Origin of the sequence: Nitrosomonas sp. Is37, from assembly GCF_033063275.1 — a bacterium.
Taxonomy (GTDB): Bacteria; Pseudomonadota; Gammaproteobacteria; order Burkholderiales; family Nitrosomonadaceae; genus Nitrosomonas.
On sequence record NZ_JAWJYP010000029.1, the window covers coordinates 1 to 22,382 of the forward strand.

Sequence of the window (22,382 nt, forward strand, 5' to 3'; positions counted from 1 at the left end):
GCCATTGAAGTTTTGTGTCGGGGTAATGGTAAAAGTGCCATTGAGATTATCGGTCACAGTGCCATCAGAAGCGATTAGTCCTGCTATTTTCAGCATATCACTAGTATCGACATCATTAAAGCCTGCTAAAAGATCAGCTGCACTAACAATATAAGGAGTATCTTCCGTGCCATCCGCCAATGCAGCAGTAGCTGCGCCAGTAGGTGCATCGTTAACGCCTGTGATCGTGATATCAATTACTTTCGTCGAAACTCCGCCATTTCCATCTGAAACTTCAATCGTCACTTGGTCGTCTGCGGTTTCACCCACTGCTAAATGTTGGAATAAAGAGCCAGGATTGTAACTAAAAGTGAACTCAGTGCCTGATCCCATATTAGGCGTGAGTGAAGACGATCCTGTTTCTGAGACACTCGCGCCACTTGCAGCAACTATTGAAGTGGTTACTGCATCACCATCGAAATCAAAGGCTGACAAAGAAAATGTCAATAAGGTATCTTCATCAGTGGCTTGTGAGTCCGCAGCGATCAATAAAGGAGCATTGTTTCCAACAACATTGAAAACATAATCATTAAATTGCAATCGCTCAACATGTTTCAGGGTGTCGATACCGTCGTCGCCGTTACTCGTATTTAAATCGGTGATAGTAACTTTTCCTTCAAACCAATCTGGGTGATCGCCATCACTTTCACCCTCTCCATCATCCTGAGTGATAACCCAACCGTAATCAAAAATTGAACCGCTAAATATAGCGGTATCAATACCTGCATTCCCATAGATTTTATCGTTACCAGCACCGCCTTCAATGACGTCGTTACCGTTATTACCATGAACAAAATCATCGCCAGCACCAGCAGTAATACTGTCGTCACCGTTGTTACCATTGATAAGATCAGCATCTGCAGTGCCTAGAATATTGTCATTACCATTAGAACCATTAATTTCTTTATTTTTTTTATTTGACACAAAAATACTCCTCGTAAATTATTGTTTCAAATGTAAATTTAAGTGATGACACATACTGCATGACATCGGAATACAAATTAACATGATTATCTTATATAAACAATATTTTTGTCGTTTAGATGAGACAGAATACTGGTTCACCATGGCTGGCATAAACTAGCGCCAGATACCACTCATCCTCAGGGCGATATTGCGCGAGGATTGGAAAAAACTTAAGGAACGGCTAGATGAAATGGTAGCTGCGTGGGATAATCTCGATTCGGAAGCATTGCAAACAGGCGTTATTGTTGGTGTTGCCGTCCAGATCGACCGATGGTGAGTGCCACGATGACGCAAGAGTATGCTTACTCTTACAGAGCAGTCAGGTCCTCTCGATGGAGCCTTCGATAGACTGGTGTTGCCCCATCAATAGCGATTACCTGCAGATTTTCATCAACGAGATTGCCCGCCGTTACCCCGGTGATAATGTTGTTATGATTCTTAATAGCGCCCGCTGGCATAAAAGCAAGAATTTCCATTTGCCTGAGAACATCCGTTTGTTATTCCTGCCACTGTATTCACCTGAATTGAATCTGCAGGAACACCTTTAGGGCGAACTGATAAAAAAATACTTTCATAACTGCGTATTTGACAGCATCGATGCCATCAAAAATTATTTGGATAGCGCATTATATGATCACGAGAAAATGCACCAGTTTTAATCAAAAGTATAACCGGCTGGGATTGGGATTATTAATGCAGTTTTTAGTGAAAATTAGAATAAGACCTTATCCCTTACCCTTTTACCCTTTTCTGCATAGCTACAGGATTACCCCATTCTATTGCCACAGTAAGCTCGTAACCCTTTTGCCCATGATTTCCTGATTAAAAACTACTTCGGCTATCGGCGTGTCGGCACAGGCGATACCGTAACAAATATGTAACGGTAATAAATGATCTTCTCTTGGATGACAAAATCGAGCAGACGGCGCTTTTTCCCACTCAATCAATCGCTGTTCGCGCTTTTCAGGTGAAAGATCCTGGCTGGTGCACGTTTCGATTAGCCAGCTATCAAACTCATTGTTTTCTTTGCTGCCATCAATTTCCCGCGAGAAAAATACTTTTAAATTATGAAACGACATACCTGAGCCGATAATCAAGATGTTTTTCTTTCGTAAAGACGTGATGGCCTTTCCTAAAGCGATATGCTTTCCAGGGTCTAAATTCTTGAGCAGCGATAACTCGATGCAGGGTATCTGCGCATTCGGATACATCAGCTTGAGCGGTACAAATAAACCATGATCAAAACCTCGCTGTTCATCAAGTCTTACTGGAATGCCATTTACTGCTATCAGTTCAAACACTTTTTTAGCTAACTGTGGGTGACCATCTGCAGCGTATTGAATTTGATAAGCTTCAGCAGGAAATCCGTAGTAATCGTAGATTATTCCAGGATGACTGCCACTTGTTATTGTCGCTATATCTTCCTCCCAGTGGGCACTAATGACTAGAATCGCTGACGGCTCACCCAGCTTGCTTACGATCTCTTTCAGAAAAGAAACCATCTTCTCATGTGTTTTATCACCTAGAATGGGCAATGGCCCACCACCATGCGGTAAATACAAAACCGGTGAAAGCGTTTCAGATGTTCGGCTGACCATATGAATTCCTAGTAGTGAAAAATGCTAAAGAAGGTCTGAATAATGAGCTGCTGTGGCACATTATTTCATTTCTAAATCAAACCTGACTTTGCCAACTTCTTTTTGCCGTATTATTTATACTGCCTGCGATTCGTTTTTGTGTCATGTTTAATTTGGAAATGAAATGAGTTCGTTGTGCGGTGCCTCTTCACCTAACTGTGTAGCTCCCCCAAAAGTATCTCCTGATAATGGGTTAGTTCTATGTTTAGGAAAGTAAAGTACGCAGTTTCTGTTCTAACGGATCGAGTACTCCGTCATCTACCCAGTATTGGGTATGAGATAGTGGATTCCAACTCTTTAAGAGCCAACCCATCATCCCTCCTCCTACGTTAATGGGGTGATCAACAACTACTTTTCCATACTGATCAGAAAGTACAGCTAATGGCCAACCCAGGACATCATCTTTGTCATAATAGTTATGCCATTCAAAGCTATTGTTTGGGTGGATGGGAAGGATGTCATCCTTTGCATGCGCGGCAACGAAGATAGGGATATTGCAGCCTGTCGTAATGAATACGCGAAAATGCGAGCCTCGAAGGAAAGCAACTTCTTCCTCTTTAAGATTTCTTCCCCCAGTTATGTCCGCCGCTGCATCTGAAATATTCTGCCAGATACCAGTCGTAGGCAGCTTGTCAGGAGTAGTCTGATTGGCATCCCAGAAGTAGCATGAAATTACCTCACAACCAAGAGATTGCGCCAGAAAAACTACAGGGCCGTCGCCCTCCATTGCATCCCGCGCTTTAAGCAATTCCTTCGCGATTGTGACTTGTGCTTTCCAATAATCACTACCATTTCTGTCCTTATTGCTTTCAAGACCTGTTGCGTCGGCAAAGCCAAAAAGTAAAAATTTCCGAAGTTCATCCCATTTTAATTGGCGGTCAACACTATGCCAGACGCGATCTTCATTTGATTGAAGAATATCTTGGTAATAAACTTTCCCCATGTAGATATTATCTGATAGTGATCCTAATCGTCTCTTTAGTTTCTGTACGATTTCCTGGTTGTAGTTGAGGTCGGTTCGTCCCATTCCATGAACAGTAATGAATGCAGCTTTCTTTGGCATAGGTACCTCCTTTATGTGGTAAGGGTTAACCAGAATTGGGTCTCCGAAATGAAACTTCACTTGGCCGGATCAAAAAGTAAAAAACAATCAACAAAGCAGATCGGCGCTTGAAACTCTGCAGAAGCAACAGATCAAACCAATTCACTTTTATTGCAAGATAATGCTAAGGGATGATAAATAGGCGGGCAATAATGCAACTGTATACAATTTTCACCCCTTGCCATAAAATTGAAAAAAGATCTATATTTGAGAAATTCTCTAAAATGTATAAGTTACTTCAATAACTTAATAAGATTTTTATAGGGGAATGGGAAAGCAGATAGTGTTCGTGGATCTGATTACCATAACGACATCAGACTCTGCGACATCAGACTCTGGCCCCGATTAAGACGCCAATAACAAAAACCGCCCTGAGAGGGCGGTTAAAATATTTTAATCATCATATTTGCATCATATTGGAGCGATATGTTTAGCTCTAGCCTTTTGATTTTTTCTCATCAGCTTTGTCCGGCATAGATTCACGTTCCATCATCGCACTTGGCGGATACTGCCCTGGTTTTGGTTCCATACAGGCAGTTAGGGAAGATGCTGCTAAGAGTACAGCTAGTATGAGTGAAAGTTTCATTTTTGCAGTCTCCTATATAGAGAAAAAAATAAAAAAACTGAAGTCAGAGTAGCTTAATTATTTGACCCCAATTTTTCTGATTGACACTCCTGAAGCAGAGCAGAAGCAACGCATCAAACTAATCCAGCTTCGCTTTATAGTAATGTTAAGAAATAACAAATAGGTAGGCAATAATGCAATTGCATACATTTTTATCCCTTCGTCCCTGAAACCATCAGGAAAGAATAGTCACGTGCCCTAAGAGATGCGTGCGCTTACGCCCTTCAAACAAACCGCAGGATACTGTCTGGATAACGCCATTTCAAGGCGCGATAGAGACAACAAACCGGGTAGAGCGCCGGCCAGCGTGATGATCGCAGCAAGATAAGCCTGTCCAAGTCCAGCGCGCTCCAGAAATAGGGTGAGCATAGCCAGCACGGGAAAATGCGCGAGGTAGAAAAAAAGTGCTGTCTGGCCGAATACCAGAATGGGACCATATGGACGGATGCTGATCTTCGGCTGCAACCATAGCATAGTCGCCAGCATGATCGCCATCAGTCCCACTTCTAGTGAAATATAGCTGATGCTCGGCGGATACTTGCTGACATGCAGCCACTGGATGAGCGAATGGTCTTCGCGATACAGCAACATGTTGCCGTAGCCGTTAAAGCCACGCACGAGCAGGAAGCAAGCTAAGGCCAGCAGGCTTCCCATCAATAGTACGCGAGCAACCGACCAGGCGCTTTTCTTGCGGGTTGTCAGCCAGTCGCCAAACACCCATCCCAGCATCATGATGGCGAGCCAGGGAATCACCGGATAGAGTACCGTAAATGATTCGCTGAACCAGGGAGCGAAGGTCAGTGCCAGCCAAAGCGGCACCTCACCTTGAGGCTGCCAGAACAAGACGGTGAACGCTTCCCCACCAAAGAGCAGGGTCAGCGCGCTGATCAATAGCACGCACTTACCCAAACGATAAAGCAGCGCCATCATCATCATGCTGATACCGATCGCATACAGTACTTGCAGATACAGCTTTCCACTCAGGAATGAAAACACTACGATATCGAGCAGCGCAATGAATGCGCCGCGAATGAGTAGATCACGATCAATGGCTTTGCTATCCATGCCTTTTTCACGTCGTTGCACAATACTGAGCGCCATGGCCGTTCCCGTCAGGAATACAAAGGTAGGCGCGCACAAATGCGTTACCCAGCGGGTGAAAAATTGTTCGGCAATAAAACTTGACCCGACCATATGCGTGACGATGGTATCGTTTGCGACACGCCCCAGGTTGAAAAAAGCGGAAGCGTGATCCAGCGCCATCAGTACCATGACTACACCTCGCATCCAGTCGAGAGCTGCAATGCGATTTATGTTTTTATCCATTTGCTCCAAGGCAATGAACCTTTGTTGCTAGTGATCATTTTTACACATTGTCGGTTGAGTCCCAGGAATATCCTGGAGCGCCCGCGCTAATATGCCCACTTTTTTCAACGTCAATGATGTAGACCCTGCCTGCACCAGGCTGATGCGTATTAGCTGCTGCCATCACTGTATTGAAAATAACATCCACTAATTCATCAGGAGCAAAAATTTCAATGCGCTTTCTCGGCATATACGGAGAATAATCCTGCTTACTGTTAATTTTCTTTTCTCCAAAACCTTCGCAGTCCGAGATACTCATCCCTGGAAAGCCAGGGATGGCTTGCAGGGTCTGGGTGAGTTTCGATAACATGAATGGCTGAATATAGGCACGAATTTCTTTCATGATATCCTCGTGTTGTGTTGTTTATCAAAATTGTGATAGAGCGCAGGAAGCAAGGTCAGAGTCGATATCGTCGCGGTTATCAGTCCACCAATAATAACCACTGCAAAAGGTTTGGCAGTTTCCGATCCCACACCAGTAGAAAGAGCAGCAGGCAATAGCCCCAGCATTGCCATCAACGCTGTCATCAAAATAGGACGCAATCTATCGACGGAACCCTGTAAGACCGCTTCAGAGATTGTCATGCCTTCGCGCCTTAGGGCATTAACATGAGAAACCAGGATTATCCCGTTCTGGACTGCAATACCGAACAACACGATAAACCCGACCGCTGCGGAAATGCTTAAATGGATGCCAGTAAGCAATAAAGTCATCAGTCCACCGATCATGGCGAAGGGCACAATCGACACAATCAGAAAGGCATTTCTGATCGAGAGGAAAGCCCAGAATAGCAACAGGAAAATCATGGTTAAACTGAGCGGTACGATAAACGACAGCCGTTTCATTGCACGCTGCTGATTTTCGAACTGACCACTCCAGACAGTACGATAACCGGGCTGCAGCACAACTTGTTCAGCAATTTTTTTCTGAGCTTCTCTTACAAAACTTCCCTGGTCACGTCCGATTAAATTGCATTTGATAGCGATACGGCGCATACCACCCTCGCGAGTAATTCGTGAAGCGCCTTGATTAATCCTGATATCAGCTAACTCGGCTAATGGGATATGACTGCCATCCGAAGACAGAACGGTGACATTCTCAATTGCCCCCACCGAATCGCGCGCTGAACTAATTAACCGCACTGTAATGTCAAACAGCCGTTCGCCCTCCAACATTTGCGTAGCCGCTTTTCCTCCAATTGCCATTGCAATCACATTTTCCACATCAGCGATATTAATTCCATAACGTGCAATTTTTGCCCGATTTATGGTAATGACCATCTGAGACAGACCTGCTTGCTGTTCAGCAGCCACATCCGTAGCACCCTCTATAGAACGTAGTATATGGGTGATTTGATTCGCTTTTTCTTGCAGGATTTTCAGATTTGGGCCAAAAATTTTGATGGCAATTTCACCCTTGACACCAGAAATGGCTTCCTCTACGTTGTCTTGTATTACTTGAGAGAAATTAAACTGCATGCCAGGGAATATTGCTAGACGATCCTTCATCCCTTTAATCAATTCATCCTTGCTTGCATACCGCCAAGTACTCTTTGGCTTGAGATCTATTAAGACCTCGATGTTATTAAAGCCCTTCGGATCAGTTCCGTCCTCGGGATGTCCCAGTTGTGTAAGCACAGAGCTTGCTTCGGGGAATTCAAGCAAGCGCATACGCACATCTGTTTCCAATTCTTTAGCTTTGCTCAAAGAAACTGAGGTAGGCATTGTGATTGTTAGCCAAATATTACCTTCGTCGAGCTTGGGCATAAATTCAGTACCAATCCATGGGATCGAAGCCAATGACAACGCCAGAGCCAAGCTCGCGCCTATGAATAGCCTGGAAGAATGGCGTAATACCGCTTCCAATAGCTTCTGGTACCATTGTTGCATGCTATGCACCAACGGATTATGTCGTTCAATCAGTTTAGGGCCAATGAAATAACTTAACAGGACGGGGATTAAGGTTAAACTGATGATAAGCGCACCTGCCAAGGCAAAGCTGATTGTGAGCGCCATCGGAGAAAATATCTTTCCTTCGACTTGCTGAAACGTAAAAATGGGTATCATTGCAACAATGATGATGGTCTTAGTAAACAATATGGGTCGGGCCATTTCTCCCGCTATTATCAGCATGGATTGACGCATATGCGCTACACTCATCTGTTGACGCATTTCCAACGTCATTTTAACCATGACCGCTTCGACCATGACTACCGCGCTATCGACGATGATGCCAAAGTCGATAGCGCCGAGGGAAATCAAATTGGCGGAAACATTCGCAATATCAATCAAAATAAAAGCAAATAATAAAGACAGCGGAATAACAATAATGATCACCAATGAAGCTAATATCCGGCGGAGAAAAATAAGTATAATCACCAGAACCAGTGCGATACCCTCCAACATATTCCGCTCAACTGTATGTACAGTTTTCTGGACCAGATCTGTACGATCATAAATGGGAATAATCTTGACCCCGGGAGGTAAGCCATAATGGTTAAGGTGGTTGATTTTTTCTTTTACCCCATTCAACACTTCAATGGCATTTTTTCCTTTGATAAGTAAAACTATCCCCTGGACTACATTATCGTATTTGTTATAGCCAACAATACCACTGTATGTCTGTGGGCCAATAATGACCTCGGCGATATTTTTGACAAAAACAGGCGTGTCCTCCTGAGTAGAAACAACAATTTCTTTAATGTCATCAACAGATTGCAACAAGCCAGTTCCTCGTACTATCAATGCTTCATCACCATACTCAATAAAACTGCCACCGATATTGGCATTACTGGCAGCGATGGCCTGATAGACTTCAGGAAGAGTGAGTTTGTAATTTTTTAGTTTATGAGGATCAATCTGGATCTGATACTGCTTGATGCCTCCACCGAAGCCCACTACGTCAGCTACCCCGGGAACACTGCGAAGCATAGGCTCAATCGTCCAATCTTGTATTGCTCGCTGTTCTATTAAAGAAACTCCGGGCGCTTCAATGAGATAACGATAGATTTCACCTATGCCGGTAGTTAAAGGGCCGAGTAATGGTGTTACATCCGCTGGCAAATGAATACCACGTAATCGTTCAAGTACCTGCTGCCGGGAAAAATAATCTTCAGCAGTATCGTCGAAAGTCAACGTTACAACAGATAAGCCAAAAATTGATACGGAACGCATATTGAGCAAATGCGGAAGACCATTCATTGCCCTTTCGATCGGTAAGCTAATCAATTTTTCCACTTCTTCCGGAGCCTGACCGGGATATTGAGTAACGACTTGTACAAAAACATTTTGTACATCTGGAAAAGCTTGTACTGGCAGACGTTCAAATGATCGAATGCCTAGTGCGATCAGTAGGAGGGATGCGCCAATAATAATCAAATGCTGTTGCAGGCAGAATGCGATGACTCTAGTAATCATTGCGTGTTTCTTCTTTTAGCTGCTCAGTTTCTTGCTCGGCGCGCAGCAAGAGCGCGCCATCGGTCACGAGGCGCTCACCAGGCTTCAGGCCTTCATGAATCACTACTTTCTCTTTGAGACGCAACCCCGTTTTGACAAGCCGTTTCTGGTAGTGATAATTACCGATATTGACATATACCCATTCAGATTCATTTTCAGTAAATAATGCTGTTAACGGTACAACTATTGCCAGATCTGTCGGATCGCTTTCCACTTTGACACTGGCAAACATGAAAGGTAACAGACGACCATCTGTGTTGGATAATGTGCAGCGCACCTTCACTGTGCGCGTTGTTTCATACACTATCTGACCAACGTAATCAACTATTGCAGTGAAATCTTCACTGGGAAACGCTTGGACGTTCAGCACTACTTTGGCACCGGTATGGATCAAACCAATATCCTTCTCAAAGATATCGATTTGTACCCATAATCTAGAGAGATCAGAAATGACAAATAACGGTTCGCTCAGATCAGGTTTGATTTCCATGCCTGGATTGATATTGCGCTCTGTGATAACCCCTGAGAGGGGAGCATGTAAAACAAAACGGTTATCCATACGAGGATTGTCGCGTATACCCAGGTTTGCAAGTCTGAGGCGGGCTCTTTCTGCTTCGCTACGAGCACGGATTAGATCATCTTCTGCTTGCTCCAATTGCTTACGTGGCGCGACATCATTATCGTATAGTAATCGCATACGCTGGAAAGTATGGTTAGCCAGGTTCAAATCAGCTAATGCTTCAGCGTAAGCAGCTTGCGCCTGCCCAAGCTCAGGACTATCCAATTCCGTTAATATGTCACCTATACGAACATGGCTTCCTACTTCGGCAATGGTTCCAACCACTCGCCCTGCAATCGGTGAAGAAACACGAACGGTGCGGGTTTCATCATAAGTAATTTTACCGGTTACTTGCTCCATGAGCGGACGCTGGATTAAGTCGATAACTGCTTCTTTGATATAGCTGTGCTTGGGTGATCTTTCGTCAAGTATCACCTCGTTCCTGGAGAGAACAGTAGTCTGCTGCAATTGTTCATTGTTTTTGGGTTGGCAAGCCAGCAACGAGAGGCATAACAATCCGACGATTAGTTGAGCGATATTGAGAGACATTGTGCTCATAATTTTTCGCCCTAAGCCTATGGAAGTCCGACAACATTTAACATTCTTGAAATATCTCCATTGTTAGGCAAGAAGATATAGATGAAAATCTTAACGCACGTTTTTCAACAAGAGTACTGTTTAGATGGATAAGAATTAAGGAAATTCTTAAGATGGATGCCTTTCAGAGATCACATGATTTTCGCATGGTGATCCACAGGTAAAGGATGTGATTTTCTATCCGGCCTGGAGCAGACAGACCAGCTGGTTCTAATGTACTTCCAGCAGATCTAGAGCGTTGTCATCACTCTCTTTTCATGACAATGGAGTCGACATCCCGCCCAAAGCGTGAGGCATTGAGCATGATGTCAGCACGCTCCCATGCCTTCTTGAAGCGAGCCTCGATAAGGACTGCCTGATCATTTTTCTGCTGAGCACGCAACGCTTGCAGCAGACCGTACAATGCCCAGCCATTATTGCGGTTACGCCGCAGGTCTTCCCAGTAAACTGTTTCTGCTTCGGCTGGACGCCCTGCTTCGAGCAGAATTGCTCCCAGCGCCAGACGTGGCGGGAAATGCCATTCAGCCGGTTCAGTATAAACTAGACCATCTTCCAGGCGAACAGCGCGATCGAGATGTGCAATCGCTTCATCGAACTTCCCATGGGCAGCTTTGATCTCGCCGGCCAATACCTCGGGGCCGATGGCGAGTACCGTGCGAGCTGTATTCTGCGAGAAGAGCGTTGCATCCAGGCTTGGGTTCTGCATGATCTTACGCAATGATGCGAGTTCTTGCTCCGCTTGCTGTAATTGGCCCATCGCCACGAATGCAAGGCCACGCACATAGTGCCAGCTACCTGACAGAAACGCATTGCTCGCAGACGGTGCCGGTTCCTGGAGCACATCTTGCCAGTGGCCAAATCGTGCCAGCGTCCAGTACGGGATGACACGAAATATCGCCGTTTCGGGTAACTCGTTCAGCACGGCATCATCAATTTTGGCTGCTGCCTTGCGGGCTGCCTCAATCGCAATCTTGCTTTGTCCATCCAGTGTGGCTGCAAACCAGAGAAAGTGGAGGTTGTGCGGATAGTAACCCATCGGATAGATCCCTTGCGCTTGATCTTGGGCAAGATAGTCTTCATCCGCAGCGATAGCGAGCTGGTTGCTTTTCATCGAGTCTGCATAGCGTCCGATCCGCTGATAAATATGCGAGGGCATATGCACCGTATGACCCGCATCTGGCATGAGTATCAACAAGGTATCCGCTGCTTTTTCCGCACGCTCAGGCGCGCAGGTGGGTTCCATAAGATGGATGTACATGTGCAAGGCACCGGGATGCTTCGGGTTTTTGCGCATGATTTCTTCGGTAATCGCTACAATTTCGGTTGTGCCGTCATAGGGATGCCCATCTGGCATCCAGTAACCCCAAGGCCGAAGATCCATCATCGCTTCGACATAGAGCATGGCGATATCGAGATCATCCGGAAAACGTTGGTGTGCTGATCGCATGGCTGCTGCATAAGCTTGGTTATTTACGCTGCGATCTTCTGCTTTACCCGAGTAACGTTTTTCCAGTGCACGAATAAGCACCTGTTCTCTCGGTGTTGCGGTCACCATCAATGAAATCGCTTTTTGAACAAGCTCAAGCGCCTGTTGCTCTTTTTTTGGATCCATCATTGCATTAATATTGGGCCCTAGCACGAGCGCCTGCCCCCAATAAGCCATTGCCAGGGTAGGATCGAGTCGCGCGGCTTCGCTGAAGGCACGGCCTGCTTCGGCATGATTGAATCCATAGGCTAGATTCAATCCTTGATTCATGAACAATTGCGCCTGCGGGTTGCTGGTGCTTACTGGAAAAGTATGAGTGCCAAGATTTTGCAGCCTGGGCGCGAGCTGACCGGATGGTTCTGAATGATGAGCTTGCTCCGTGCGTTCATGCTTATGAACCGATGTGGATTGATCTGGTCCCTTTACTAAATTTGTCTGAGCGTGTGCGCTTAACAAGGTAGCAACGGTGATTATGAAAACCCAGCTCAGGAAACGAATGATCTTGTATAACATAATTACCCTTTTCTAGTTTTTTTCCAACTCCAACTCAAAATTTGCTTTACCAGTTTTTCTTTGTTGCATCGTCTGGATAGAATGTGATTCCACCTGAGCATTATGTTTGATTTTGTAACGGAATGAGGTAGAGCTGAATGATTGAGTCGGGTCTGACTGATGATCAGTCAGACCCACAATAATTTGTAGAGTTTTTTAATTCCAGAATTTAGCTATTTGCCTTCTAAAACCAGCCTGCCATTTTTATCGACCTTCATTTTAAAAGTGTCACCGACATGTCTTTTGACATGAACCTCATAAGTGGTGACTGAATTCGCTATTTCCTTTTCAATCTTTTCAGCTTCCCCACCTTGTAAGTTTACAATGATAGTTTTCTGAACGGCTTCTGGAAGCTGATAGAGCTTGACCTCTGTTTCATATTTGTTAGCAAAGGCGAGCGTTACAAAAGAGGTAAGTCCGATCGCTAGTATAAGTATACGTGCTTTGACGTTCATCTTGATTCTCCTGTTAATGTTGTTAATACAAACAGTTACACAGAGTTTCTGATAAAGATTGTAAACACGAGTGATTGCTGGCGAGCAGATAGTACTTTAATTTGCTCACTGGCATTCACGATCAATCCTACGTAATGTAGCCAGAGAATGCAACGACAGGATGATAGCAATGAGGAAAACGCAGTTGATAGTTAGAAAAAAAAGCCCACCAGCTTTAAGTGGTGGGCTTTTTCAATGACCAACAATTATCCCCTTACAGCAACGGAATGATCAGTAATGCCACGATGTTGATAATTTTGATCAGCGGATTGATGGCTGGGCCAGCCGTGTCTTTGTACGGATCGCCAACAGTGTCACCAGTAACTGCCGATTTGTGAGCTTCACTTCCTTTGCCACCATAGTTACCATCTTCAATGTATTTTTTTGCGTTATCCCACGCACCACCACCCGTTGTCATGGAAATAGCCACGAACAGACCGGTAATGATAGAGCCCATCAATACACCACCAAGTGCTTGTGGGCCGAGGAATACGCCTACCAGCACAGGAACCAGAACTGGCAGCAATGATGGTGCGATCATTTCTTTAATGGCTGCTTTGGTCAGCATATCAACCGCACGGGAATAATCTGGTTTAGCCGTTCCTTCCATGATGCCTGGAATTTCCCTGAATTGACGGCGCACTTCAATGACCACTGAGCCCGCGGCACGTCCAACGGCTTCCATCGACATGGCACCAAACAAGTAAGGCACCATGCCACCAATAAACAGACCGATAATGACCAGGTGGTTAGACAAATCAAAAGTGAGCAACTTATTAGCATGCTCCAGGCCATAGGTATAATCAGCAAACAGCACCAGTGCGGCTAGCCCTGCCGAACCAATGGCATAACCTTTGGTTACAGCTTTGGTAGTGTTACCAACTGCATCGAGTGGATCAGTAATCGCACGCACGGACTCAGGCATGCCAGACATTTCAGCAATACCACCTGCATTGTCAGTAATGGGACCATAAGCATCAAGTGCAACAATAATACCGGTCATGGACAGCATGGCGGTAGCCGCAATGGCAATACCATACAGGCCCGCCAATGAATAAGCAATCAGGATACTTGCACACACTGCCAGAACAGGTGCTGCAGTAGCACGCATGGATACGCCCAGACCTGCGATGATATTGGTACCATGTCCTGTAGTCGATGCGTTAGCGATATGCTGAACAGGTGGATATTCAGTCGAGGTGTAATATTCGGTGATGATTACCATCAATCCTGTCAGAATCAATCCAATAGCGGCGCAAATAAACAAGCGCATGACCAGTTCACCGCCAGCTATATCAACACCATCATGATTTAACGAGAGACCACCCATAAACCAGACAGTGACGGGCAGATAGGCAAAAAACGCAATGCCGCCTGCAACGGCTAGTCCACGATAAAGCGCATTCATGATTTTGCCGCCTTCACGCATTTTGACATAGTAGCAACCTATGATAGAAGCGACAATCGAGACTGCACCCAGCATCAATGGATAAACAACAGCGCTGGCAGCATCCGACGTGAACAACAAAGAACCCAGTATCATGGTTGCGATGATGGTAACGGCATAGGTTTCAAACAAATCGGCTGCCATTCCAGCACAATCACCAACATTATCGCCCACGTTATCCGCGATTACTGCCGGATTACGTGGATCATCTTCAGGGATTCCCGCTTCTACCTTGCCTACCAAGTCTGCACCAACGTCTGCGCCTTTTGTAAAAATACCTCCACCCAGACGCGCGAAGATGGAAATCAGCGAACCACCAAAAGCGAAGCCAACCAATGGGTGAATGATGTCACTCATAGGCTGATCCGCGGTTGAATCACTGTATAACAGTGCACAATACCCTGCTACCCCTAATAATCCAAGCCCTACTACCAGCATGCCAGTAACTGCTCCGCCGCGGAATGCAATTTCCAATGCTTCATTCAGGCCAGTACGTGCCGCTTCGGCCGTGCGTACATTGGATTGTACAGATACGGACATACCCATGAAGCCAGCAGCACCAGAAAGCACTGCGCCTAAAGCAAAACCAAAGGCTGTGCTCCACGTGAGGGCCACGCCTATGGCAAGAAATAAAAGCACACCAACCATACTGATCGTCATGTATTGGCGCTTGAGATAAGCCGACGCACCTTCTTGTACGGCAGCAGCGATTTCCTGCATACGTGCATTGCCGGGAGACTGAGCATAGATACGCCGGATCCAGATGCCACTGAAAACCAGGGCAAGAATCGCGCTGAAAATTGCGATCGTTAAACCGTTTGCCATAAAGAACTCCAATTAAAGCCAGACCACCTGAAAAACATGCGAAATTTGGTCTGAAAATTTCGCATCAATCATCTAATTTGAACCAGAAACAGCAAGAGCGCCTATTCTATACGTTCTTGCCATCAGAATGTAACTGTATGAGATTAAAGCTTGAATTCACCCAATTTCTTACTGACCGCGATGTTCTGCAGCCGGACATAATCGGGCAATCCATTCTTATAGGGAGGATAATCTTCGCCCTCGATCAGCGGTGAGAGGTATTCACGACATTTTTCCGTAATGCCAAAGCCGTCCTCGGTAATAAAGTCTGCTGGCATCATTTTTTCTACATTGGCGACTTTGGATAATTCAGCCATGCCCACTTTCCAGCTGTAAGGTGTATTGGAGACACGTTCAACCGTTGGCATGACTGAGTTATGCCCGGCGATCGCATATTCAACTGCTGCTTTGCCCATTGCATAGGCTTGCTCCACATCGGCTTTGGAAGCAATATGTCGTGCTGCACGTTGGAGATAATCAGCTACCCCCCAGTGATATTTAAGACCTAGCCCATCCTTGATGATATTTGCGACTACCGGCGCAACACCGCCTAACTGTGCATGACCAAACGCATCACGTAGCCCCTGGTCAGAAAGGAAATTGCCATCCGCGCCTTTGACGCCTTCTGACACCACTACCGAACAATAGCCGAATTGCTTGACATAGCTATCGACTTTTGCAAGAAATTTTTCTTTATTAAAAGTAATTTCTGGAAACAGGATCACGATAGGTATTTCGCAGTCTTTGCTCGAAGCCAATCCGCCCGCGGCGGCAATCCATCCTGCGTGACGGCCCATCACTTCCAGCACAAACACTTTGGTGGATGTTTTGGCCATGCTTGCGACGTCAAAACTGGCCTCACGCGTCGATACTGCTATATATTTTGCAACCGAACCAAACCCGGGGCAGCAATCGGTAATGGGCAAATCGTTATCGACCGTTTTAGGAACATGAATGGCTTTGAGAGGATAACCGAGTGTGTCTGACAACTGTGATACTTTAAGACAGGTATCCGCTGAATCTCCGCCGCCGTTATAGAAAAAATAACCGATGTCGTGTGCCTTGAACACTTCGATCAAACGTTCGTATTCACGCCGGTTCTGTTCGAGGCTTTTCAGTTTATAACGACAGGAACCGAAAGCGCCGGAAGGCGTATGACGTAATGCTCTGATTGCTTCGGCAGATTCTGCGCTAGTATCGATCAAGTCCTCCGTTAGTGCACCAATGATGCCATTACGGCCAGCGAACACTTTGCCGATTTTGTCGCTATGCGCACGAGCTGTTTCCAGAACGCCCGCCGCAGAGGCATTGATAACGGCAGTTACACCGCCAGATTGTGCATAGAATGCATTTTTTATTGCCATATGATTTTTTCTCCTGATTGATTAAAACGTTAGCACATCTTTTTTATTTATTTTCGGAAAGAGCTCACAAAAACTTATCAAAAAAATTTTAGGACTTATTTGTGAGCGATGTCATGATGCTGCGGCAAATGGCTTCCACATCACCAATACCGGCGATTTTGATATAACGCGGCGCACCGGGCTTTCCACTGGCTGACCAATTCGAGTAGTACTGGATGAGTGGTTTGGTTTGATCATGGTAAACCTGCAAACGCTTTTTCACAGTTTCTTCTCGGTCATCGTCCCGCTGGATCAATGGTTCACCTGTTACATCATCTTTGCCGTCTACTTTGGGTGGGTTGAATTCAATATGATAGGTACGACCCGAAGCTGGATGTACCCGGCGACCGGACATGCGCTTGATAATTTCAGCATCCACCACATCGATTTCGACGACATAATCGATCGGTATATTGGCTGCTTTTAGTGCTTCTGCTTGAGGAATAGTGCGGGGAAAGCCATCAAACAAAAAGCCATTGGCGCAATCAGGTTCAGCAATACGCTCTTTGACGAGATTGATAATGATGTCATCTGACACCAGACCGCCTGACTCCATAATTTTTTTTGCCATGATACCAAGCTCTGTTCCGGCCTTGACAGCATTACGCAGCATGTCCCCAGTCGAGATTTGTGGGATACCAAAATGTTCTTTGATATGGTTGGCCTGAGTGCCTTTACCCGCTCCTGGGGCACCTAACAAAATGATTCTAATGATTTTCTCCCTATTATCGCCAAGAATATAAGAAAAGAATTGTCTCAATGTCAGCAAATGCAAATTATATCGCAGGCGAGCCATATACTTGAAGTTTTTGCTAATTTTTCGCGAAGCTTCATACGCATCGTGCAATACGCTGCTGCAAGTTTGTTTTTTCCTGTATTGAATATGCGATAATTCAATGAATTGTTAACAGGAAAAAAGATGGACGAAAATAGAAATAAAGCGCTAGCTGCTGCGCTTTCCCAGATTGAAAAGCAGTTTGGTAAAGGCTCGATCATGCGGATGGATGCTAGCGATGTGGCTAACGATATTCAGGTGGTTTCCACTGGCTCCTTGGGGCTGGATATCGCGTTGGGTGTAGGTGGATTGCCACGAGGACGGGTCGTTGAAATTTATGGTCCTGAATCATCCGGTAAAACTACGCTGACTTTGCAGGTGATTGCTGAAATGCAGAAATTGGGCGGGACGGCTGCCTTTATTGATGCTGAGCATGCGCTGGATCCGCAATATGCCAAGAAAATAGGAGTCAATATTCAGGAGCTGCTGATTTCGCAACCCGATAATGGCGAGCAAGCACTCGAAATTACCGATATGCTGGTTCGCTCCGGCTCGGTCGATATCGTCGTGGTGGATTCTGTGGCCGCCTTGACACCGCGTGCAGAGATCGAAGGCGAAATGGGTGAGCCGCAGATGGGGCTGCAAGCAAGACTGATGTCGCAGGCGCTGCGTAAATTAACTGCCAATATCAAGCGAAGCAATACCATGGTGATTTTTATCAACCAGATCCGTATGAAGATCGGTGTGATATTTGGTAGTCCTGAAACGACAACCGGTGGAAATGCCTTGAAGTTCTATGCTTCGGTACGACTGGATATACGCCGCACTGGCTCGCTTAAAAAGGGAGATGAAGTGATCGGCAATGAAACCCGAGTGAAAGTTGTCAAGAACAAGGTGGCGCCACCATTCAAGGAAGCTGATTTCGATATTCTCTATGGGGAAGGCATCTCGCGGGAAAGTGAAATCATTGAATTGGGTGTATTGCATAAATTGGTCGAGAAAGCAGGTGCCTGGTATTCCTACAATGGCGAAAAGATCGGTCAAGGTAGGGACAATGCGCGCGATTATCTGAAAGAGCATAAGGAAATGGCCAAAGAAATCGAGCAAAAAATCCGGATTGCTGCGGGTTTGGCTGAGCTGCCTAAAGTTATTCAAGCAGAAGAGAAATTCGGTGATTGATGAATATCAAGCTGAGTTTACAAACCCGGGCAGTGAGCCTTTTGGCCAGACGGGAATATTCTCGGCTTGAACTGGAAAAGAAGTTAGCCAGCCATGCTCAGACACCTGAAGCACTGTCGGAAGTACTGGATGTGCTGGAACAACGTGGCCTTCTTTCAGCGGAACGGCTAGTCGAGCAAGTAGTGCATGGTCGCAGACACAAATATGGTGCACAGCGAATCCGCCATGAGTTGAAAGAAAAAGGCATTGCCGATCATTTGATCAGTACGGCCATGGTTGATTTAAAAGAAACCGAATTACAGACTGCTCGTGAAATATGGCGCAAGAAATTCGGTGTAATTCCTGAAAATCTGAAAGAACGCAGTAAACAGGCACGCTTTCTGGCAGGAAGAGGGTTTTCCGCAGAAATCATCCGCCAGATTTTGGTTTGCTCAGATGAAGAAGAATAAAGACTTACCCTCATTGATACGTGTATGTGAAATGGAACAAACATGAAAAGCAGTGAAATAAGACAAAAATTCCTTGAATTCTTCGAGTCGCATGGTCATACCATCGTCGCGTCCAGTCCGCTCGTTCCTGGCAATGATCCTACCTTGCTGTTCACTAATGCTGGGATGGTGCAATTCAAGGATGTTTTTCTTGGATTGGACAAACGGCCCTATGTGCGGGCAACTAGTTCACAGCGCTGTGTGCGGGCGGGTGGTAAACATAATGACTTGGAGAATGTCGGCTATACCGCACGGCATCATACGTTTTTTGAGATGCTGGGCAATTTCAGTTTTGGTGATTATTTCAAGCGTAATGCTATCCAGTATGCCTGGGAGTTTCTGACCAAAGTGCTGGAAATTCCCGAGGAAAGACTATGGGTGACAGTCTATGTCGAAGATGATGAGGCGGCTGATATCTGGTTGAACGAAGTCGGTATTGCGCCCGCACGCTTTGTGCGCATTGCTACCATGGATAATTTCTGGCAGATGGGTGAGACCGGTCCTTGCGGCCCTTGCTCTGAGATTTTTTATGATCATGGTCCCGAAGTAGCTGGGGGACCGCCGGGCTCAGCCAATGCAGACGGGGATCGGTATATCGAAATCTGGAATCTAGTATTCATGCAATATAATCGTGATACTAGCGGCACGCTACATCCTTTGCCAAAACCTTCTGTCGATACCGGCATGGGATTGGAGCGGATTTCGGCAGTTATGCAGGGAGTGCACAGCAACTACGAAATCGATCTGTTCCAGGATTTGATCAAAGCGGCGGCACGCGAGACGCAAACTGATGATTTGTCAAACAACTCCCTCAAAGTGATCGCGGATCACATCCGTGCCTGTGCCTTTCTGATCACTGATGGAGTCATTCCAGGTAATGAAGGACGTGGTTATGTATTGCGCCGTATTATCCGGCGCGCGATCCGGCATGGTTACCGGCTGGAACAGAAAGTGCCTTTCTTTCATCGGTTGGTGGATGATCTGGCCAAAGTAATGGGGCAGGCTTATCCTGAGCTCGTGGCCGCTAAAGATCGCGTCGCCAGCGTACTCAAGCAAGAAGAGGAGCGTTTTGCGGAAACATTGGAAAACGGTATGCAGGTGCTGGAAGCGGCTTTGCGCGAACAAAGCGGTATGTTGGCTGGTGATACCGTTTTCCGACTGTATGATACTTTTGGGTTTCCGGTCGATCTGACAGCCGATATTGCCCGGGAACGCGGTATCAGTATCGATTATGCCGGTTTCGAGAAAGCCATGACAGACCAGCGCGAGCGTGCACGGGCCGCAGGCAAGTTCACCATGCAGGGCGGTATAGAGTATCACGGCATCCCTACCGAATTTTATGGCTATGACAGCTTGCAACAGGAGGGATGCGTTCTGGCAATTTACAAGCAAGGCAGTCAGGTTGATTTTGTCGAAGCTGCTGAGGAAGCAGTGATCGTGCTCGACCGCACGCCCTTTTATGCGGAATCGGGTGGGCAAGTCGGCGATTGTGGTGAGTTGCTGGCGGCCAATGGCACCTTTATGGTGTCCGATACACAGAAAATTCAGGCAACCGTGTTTGGTCACAAGGGATTACTAAGCAGTGGACGGTTGGTCGTTGGCGATTCAGTGTTGGCGAAAGTCAATCCAGTCGCACGTGCCAATACCGCCAATAATCATTCAGCCACACATTTACTGCATGCGGCATTGCGCAAAGTACTTGGTAATCATGTTACGCAAAAAGGCTCGTTAGTTAATGCAGATCGGCTACGTTTTGATTTTTCTCATCATGCACCGATGCAGCTCAATGAGTTGCGTACAGTCGAGCATCTGGTAAATGAGCAAATACGTCGTAATCATAACGTAGATACGCAGCAGATGAGATACGACGACGCTATCAAACGCGGTGCAATGGCGCTGTTTGGTGAAAAATACAGTACTGACGTGCGCGTGGTGGCAATGGGTGATTTTTCGACAGAGCTATGTGGCGGCACCCATGTGGCCCATAGCGGTGATATCGGATTCTTCAAGATTATCAGTGAATCAGGCGTTGCTGCAGGCATCCGGCGGGTTGAGGCCGTTACTGGGCAGACTGCAGTGGATTATGCGCAGCAGCGCGAGACACAATTGCTCGAAATTACCGATACCCTAAAAGCACCACCCCAGGAAGTCAGTCAGAAATTATCGCAACTACTCGACCATGTCAGGCAACTGGAAAGAGAGCTAACCTCATTGAAATCAAAGCTGGCTACGCTGCAAAGTGGCGAACTTGGTAAGCAAGTGCGTGAAATCAAAGGAGCGAAAATATTGGCGGCCAGCTTGGAAGGTGCAAATGCAAAAATCCTGCGTGAAACTCTCGATAATTTTAAGTATCAATTGAAATCATGCATCGTCGTTCTGGCAGCGACAGAAGGCGGAAAAGTGACACTCATTGCTGGGGTTACCGATGATTTGACAGCAAAAGTAAAGGCAGGAGAGTTGATCAATTATGTTGCCCAGCAAGTAGGTGGTAAAGGGGGCGGACGGGCGGATATGGCGCAGGCTGGCGGTACCTTGCCAGATAAACTGCCCGGTGCATTAGAGAGTGTGGCCGGTTGGGTAGAGCAAAAATTATAACAATAATATTCAGTCACTCGACTCAAGCAAGCCTAACCGGTTGATAGTAAATTAATCTGGTCTGAGGAGAGAAGAATGAAAAGCCTATCCAGAAGAAAGCTAATCAAGTTCGGGATAACGGGTGGGTTAGTAGGTGCTTTTACTACGAAAGGAAGTATGGCCAAAGCACTGCTGCCACCTACCCCTGCTGAAACAGAGGGTCCGTTTTATCCAGTCACACCACAGGACGATAAAGATTTTGATTTGACGCGCGTGCAAGGCCGCGATGGGGTGGCAAAGGGTAAATATATCATCGTTATGGGAAGTGTGTTGGATAGTCATGATCAGCCAGTATCTCAGGCTACCGTGGAAATCTGGCAGGCAAATGCCAAAGGACGTTACCGTCACCCGCGTGATCCCAATCCTGCGCCACTGGATCCAAATTTCCAGGGCTGGGCAATTGTGTTGACGAATGAGAATGGTGAGTTTCGTTTCAAAACAGTCATGCCAGGCTCGTATCCGGCATCACCAACTTGGGTGCGGCCACCTCATATTCATTTCAAAGTATCCAAAAAGGGCTACGCTGAATTGACTACCCAAATGTATTTTCCCGGAGAAGCACTGAATGAAACCGATTTGTTGCTCAACCAGAAAAAACCTTCAGAGCGTTTGTTGATGATAGCCAAAAAAAGAGGTCCATCAGAAACAGAAGCGCTGGATGTTTACGAGCACGCTATCGTGCTCAAACAAAAATCTTAAATTATATTTTTATTA

General features: G+C 46.1%; 19 protein-coding genes. 6 read left to right on the forward strand and 13 right to left on the reverse strand.

The genetic code is table 11. The features are described from left to right. A partial coding sequence (locus R2Q26_RS12275) for a cadherin-like domain-containing protein (protein WP_317536546.1) occupies positions 1-963 on the reverse strand: 963 nt, incomplete at its 3' end. A 190-nt stretch (positions 964-1,153) separates the two neighbouring features. On the opposite strand from R2Q26_RS12275, the gene R2Q26_RS12280 reads away from it, so the two are divergent. Together R2Q26_RS12280 and R2Q26_RS15565 are read left to right on the forward strand one after the other, a co-directional pair. Next, a complete protein-coding gene (locus R2Q26_RS12280) occupies positions 1,154-1,282 on the forward strand; it encodes a hypothetical protein (RefSeq protein WP_317536547.1) in 129 nt (42 codons plus the stop codon). Positions 1,283-1,403: 121 nt separating this feature from the next. Further along, positions 1,404-1,553, forward strand: a complete 150-nt coding sequence (locus R2Q26_RS15565; protein ID WP_411182344.1) for a transposase — start codon at positions 1,404-1,406, stop codon at positions 1,551-1,553. Between the two features lie 228 nt (positions 1,554-1,781). On the opposite strand, the gene R2Q26_RS12290 is transcribed toward R2Q26_RS15565, so the two are convergent. The 12 genes from R2Q26_RS12290 to adk form a co-directional block, all read right to left on the reverse strand. Then, positions 1,782-2,603: a class III extradiol ring-cleavage dioxygenase gene (locus tag R2Q26_RS12290; RefSeq protein WP_317536549.1), complete on the reverse strand. Its 822-nt coding sequence runs from the start codon at positions 2,601-2,603 to the stop codon at positions 1,782-1,784. Between the two features lie 244 nt (positions 2,604-2,847). Beyond that, positions 2,848-3,705, reverse strand: coding sequence for a hypothetical protein (locus R2Q26_RS12295; RefSeq protein WP_090569099.1), 858 nt, complete (start codon positions 3,703-3,705; stop codon positions 2,848-2,850). 475 nt (positions 3,706-4,180) lie between these two features. Further along, positions 4,181-4,330, reverse strand: a complete 150-nt coding sequence (locus R2Q26_RS12300; RefSeq protein ID WP_176969689.1) for a hypothetical protein — start codon at positions 4,328-4,330, stop codon at positions 4,181-4,183. A 237-nt stretch (positions 4,331-4,567) separates the two neighbouring features. Next, positions 4,568-5,695 carry a DUF1624 domain-containing protein gene (locus R2Q26_RS12305; RefSeq protein WP_317536550.1) on the reverse strand — a complete coding sequence of 376 codons (1,128 nt, stop codon included), beginning with the start codon at positions 5,693-5,695 and terminating at the stop codon, positions 4,568-4,570. A 40-nt stretch (positions 5,696-5,735) separates the two neighbouring features. Next, positions 5,736-6,077 carry a P-II family nitrogen regulator gene (locus R2Q26_RS12310; protein WP_090569093.1) on the reverse strand — a complete coding sequence of 114 codons (342 nt, stop codon included), beginning with the start codon at positions 6,075-6,077 and terminating at the stop codon, positions 5,736-5,738. Further along, a complete protein-coding gene (locus tag R2Q26_RS12315; protein ID WP_317536551.1) occupies positions 6,074-9,151 on the reverse strand; it encodes a CusA/CzcA family heavy metal efflux RND transporter in 3,078 nt (1,025 codons plus the stop codon). The genes R2Q26_RS12310 and R2Q26_RS12315 overlap by 4 nt, the downstream gene beginning before the upstream one ends. Then, entirely contained in the window at positions 9,141-10,307 is a 1,167-nt protein-coding gene (locus tag R2Q26_RS12320) for an efflux RND transporter periplasmic adaptor subunit (protein WP_317536552.1), read from the reverse strand. Before R2Q26_RS12320 ends, R2Q26_RS12315 begins: the two co-directional genes overlap by 11 nt. 283 nt (positions 10,308-10,590) lie before the next feature. After that, positions 10,591-12,345 (reverse strand): hypothetical protein, encoded by a 1,755-nt coding sequence (locus tag R2Q26_RS12325; RefSeq protein WP_317536553.1) that lies wholly within the window; start codon positions 12,343-12,345, stop codon positions 10,591-10,593. A 212-nt stretch (positions 12,346-12,557) separates the two neighbouring features. Then, positions 12,558-12,839 carry a hypothetical protein gene (locus R2Q26_RS12330; protein ID WP_317536554.1) on the reverse strand — a complete coding sequence of 94 codons (282 nt, stop codon included), beginning with the start codon at positions 12,837-12,839 and terminating at the stop codon, positions 12,558-12,560. Between the two features lie 253 nt (positions 12,840-13,092). Beyond that, positions 13,093-15,150: a sodium-translocating pyrophosphatase gene (locus tag R2Q26_RS12335; protein WP_317536555.1), complete on the reverse strand. Its 2,058-nt coding sequence runs from the start codon at positions 15,148-15,150 to the stop codon at positions 13,093-13,095. Positions 15,151-15,293: 143 nt separating this feature from the next. Beyond that, the gene (locus R2Q26_RS12340; RefSeq protein WP_090569075.1) at positions 15,294-16,553 is read right to left on the reverse strand and encodes a 6-phosphofructokinase; all 1,260 of its coding nucleotides are present in this window, start codon (positions 16,551-16,553) and stop codon (positions 15,294-15,296) included. 88 nt (positions 16,554-16,641) lie between these two features. Further along, positions 16,642-17,304, reverse strand: coding sequence for an adenylate kinase (adk, locus tag R2Q26_RS12345; RefSeq protein WP_317536571.1), 663 nt, complete (start codon positions 17,302-17,304; stop codon positions 16,642-16,644). A 207-nt stretch (positions 17,305-17,511) separates the two neighbouring features. On the opposite strand from adk, the gene recA reads away from it, so the two are divergent. From recA to R2Q26_RS12365, 4 genes are all read left to right on the forward strand, one after another. Then, the gene (gene recA / locus R2Q26_RS12350) at positions 17,512-18,546 is read left to right on the forward strand and encodes a recombinase RecA (protein ID WP_317536556.1); all 1,035 of its coding nucleotides are present in this window, start codon (positions 17,512-17,514) and stop codon (positions 18,544-18,546) included. Continuing rightward, complete coding sequence (gene recX, locus R2Q26_RS12355; RefSeq protein ID WP_317536557.1) at positions 18,546-18,995, forward strand: recombination regulator RecX; 450 nt, start codon at positions 18,546-18,548, stop codon at positions 18,993-18,995. Before recA ends, recX begins: the two co-directional genes overlap by 1 nt. Before the next feature lie 42 nt (positions 18,996-19,037). Next, positions 19,038-21,629 carry an alanine--tRNA ligase gene (alaS, locus tag R2Q26_RS12360; RefSeq protein WP_317536558.1) on the forward strand — a complete coding sequence of 864 codons (2,592 nt, stop codon included), beginning with the start codon at positions 19,038-19,040 and terminating at the stop codon, positions 21,627-21,629. A gap of 75 nt (positions 21,630-21,704) precedes the next feature. Then, positions 21,705-22,367, forward strand: coding sequence for a protocatechuate 3,4-dioxygenase (locus R2Q26_RS12365; protein WP_317536559.1), 663 nt, complete (start codon positions 21,705-21,707; stop codon positions 22,365-22,367). The last annotated feature ends 15 nt before the right edge of the window (positions 22,368-22,382 follow it).

What these genes read in the sequence shown, in the direction of transcription:
- R2Q26_RS12295 (WP_090569099.1), bottom strand. Translation starts at nt 3,705, where the DNA reads ATGCCAAAGAAAGCTGCATTCATTACTGTTCATGGAATGGGACGAACC.
- R2Q26_RS12310 (WP_090569093.1), bottom strand. Translation starts at nt 6,077, where the DNA reads ATGAAAGAAATTCGTGCCTATATTCAGCCATTCATGTTATCGAAACTC.
- R2Q26_RS12330 (WP_317536554.1), bottom strand. Translation starts at nt 12,839, where the DNA reads ATGAACGTCAAAGCACGTATACTTATACTAGCGATCGGACTTACCTCT.
- R2Q26_RS12320 (WP_317536552.1), bottom strand. Translation starts at nt 10,307, where the DNA reads ATGAGCACAATGTCTCTCAATATCGCTCAACTAATCGTCGGATTGTTA.
- R2Q26_RS12300 (WP_176969689.1), bottom strand. Translation starts at nt 4,330, where the DNA reads ATGAAACTTTCACTCATACTAGCTGTACTCTTAGCAGCATCTTCCCTA.
- R2Q26_RS12315 (WP_317536551.1), bottom strand. Translation starts at nt 9,151, where the DNA reads ATGATTACTAGAGTCATCGCATTCTGCCTGCAACAGCATTTGATTATT.
- recX (WP_317536557.1), top strand. Translation starts at nt 18,546, where the DNA reads ATGAATATCAAGCTGAGTTTACAAACCCGGGCAGTGAGCCTTTTGGCC.
- R2Q26_RS12305 (WP_317536550.1), bottom strand. Translation starts at nt 5,695, where the DNA reads ATGGATAAAAACATAAATCGCATTGCAGCTCTCGACTGGATGCGAGGT.
- R2Q26_RS12325 (WP_317536553.1), bottom strand. Translation starts at nt 12,345, where the DNA reads ATGTTATACAAGATCATTCGTTTCCTGAGCTGGGTTTTCATAATCACC.
- R2Q26_RS12335 (WP_317536555.1), bottom strand. Translation starts at nt 15,150, where the DNA reads ATGGCAAACGGTTTAACGATCGCAATTTTCAGCGCGATTCTTGCCCTG.
- alaS (WP_317536558.1), top strand. Translation starts at nt 19,038, where the DNA reads ATGAAAAGCAGTGAAATAAGACAAAAATTCCTTGAATTCTTCGAGTCG.
- R2Q26_RS12290 (WP_317536549.1), bottom strand. Translation starts at nt 2,603, where the DNA reads ATGGTCAGCCGAACATCTGAAACGCTTTCACCGGTTTTGTATTTACCG.
- recA (WP_317536556.1), top strand. Translation starts at nt 17,512, where the DNA reads ATGGACGAAAATAGAAATAAAGCGCTAGCTGCTGCGCTTTCCCAGATT.
- R2Q26_RS12340 (WP_090569075.1), bottom strand. Translation starts at nt 16,553, where the DNA reads ATGGCAATAAAAAATGCATTCTATGCACAATCTGGCGGTGTAACTGCC.
- R2Q26_RS12365 (WP_317536559.1), top strand. Translation starts at nt 21,705, where the DNA reads ATGAAAAGCCTATCCAGAAGAAAGCTAATCAAGTTCGGGATAACGGGT.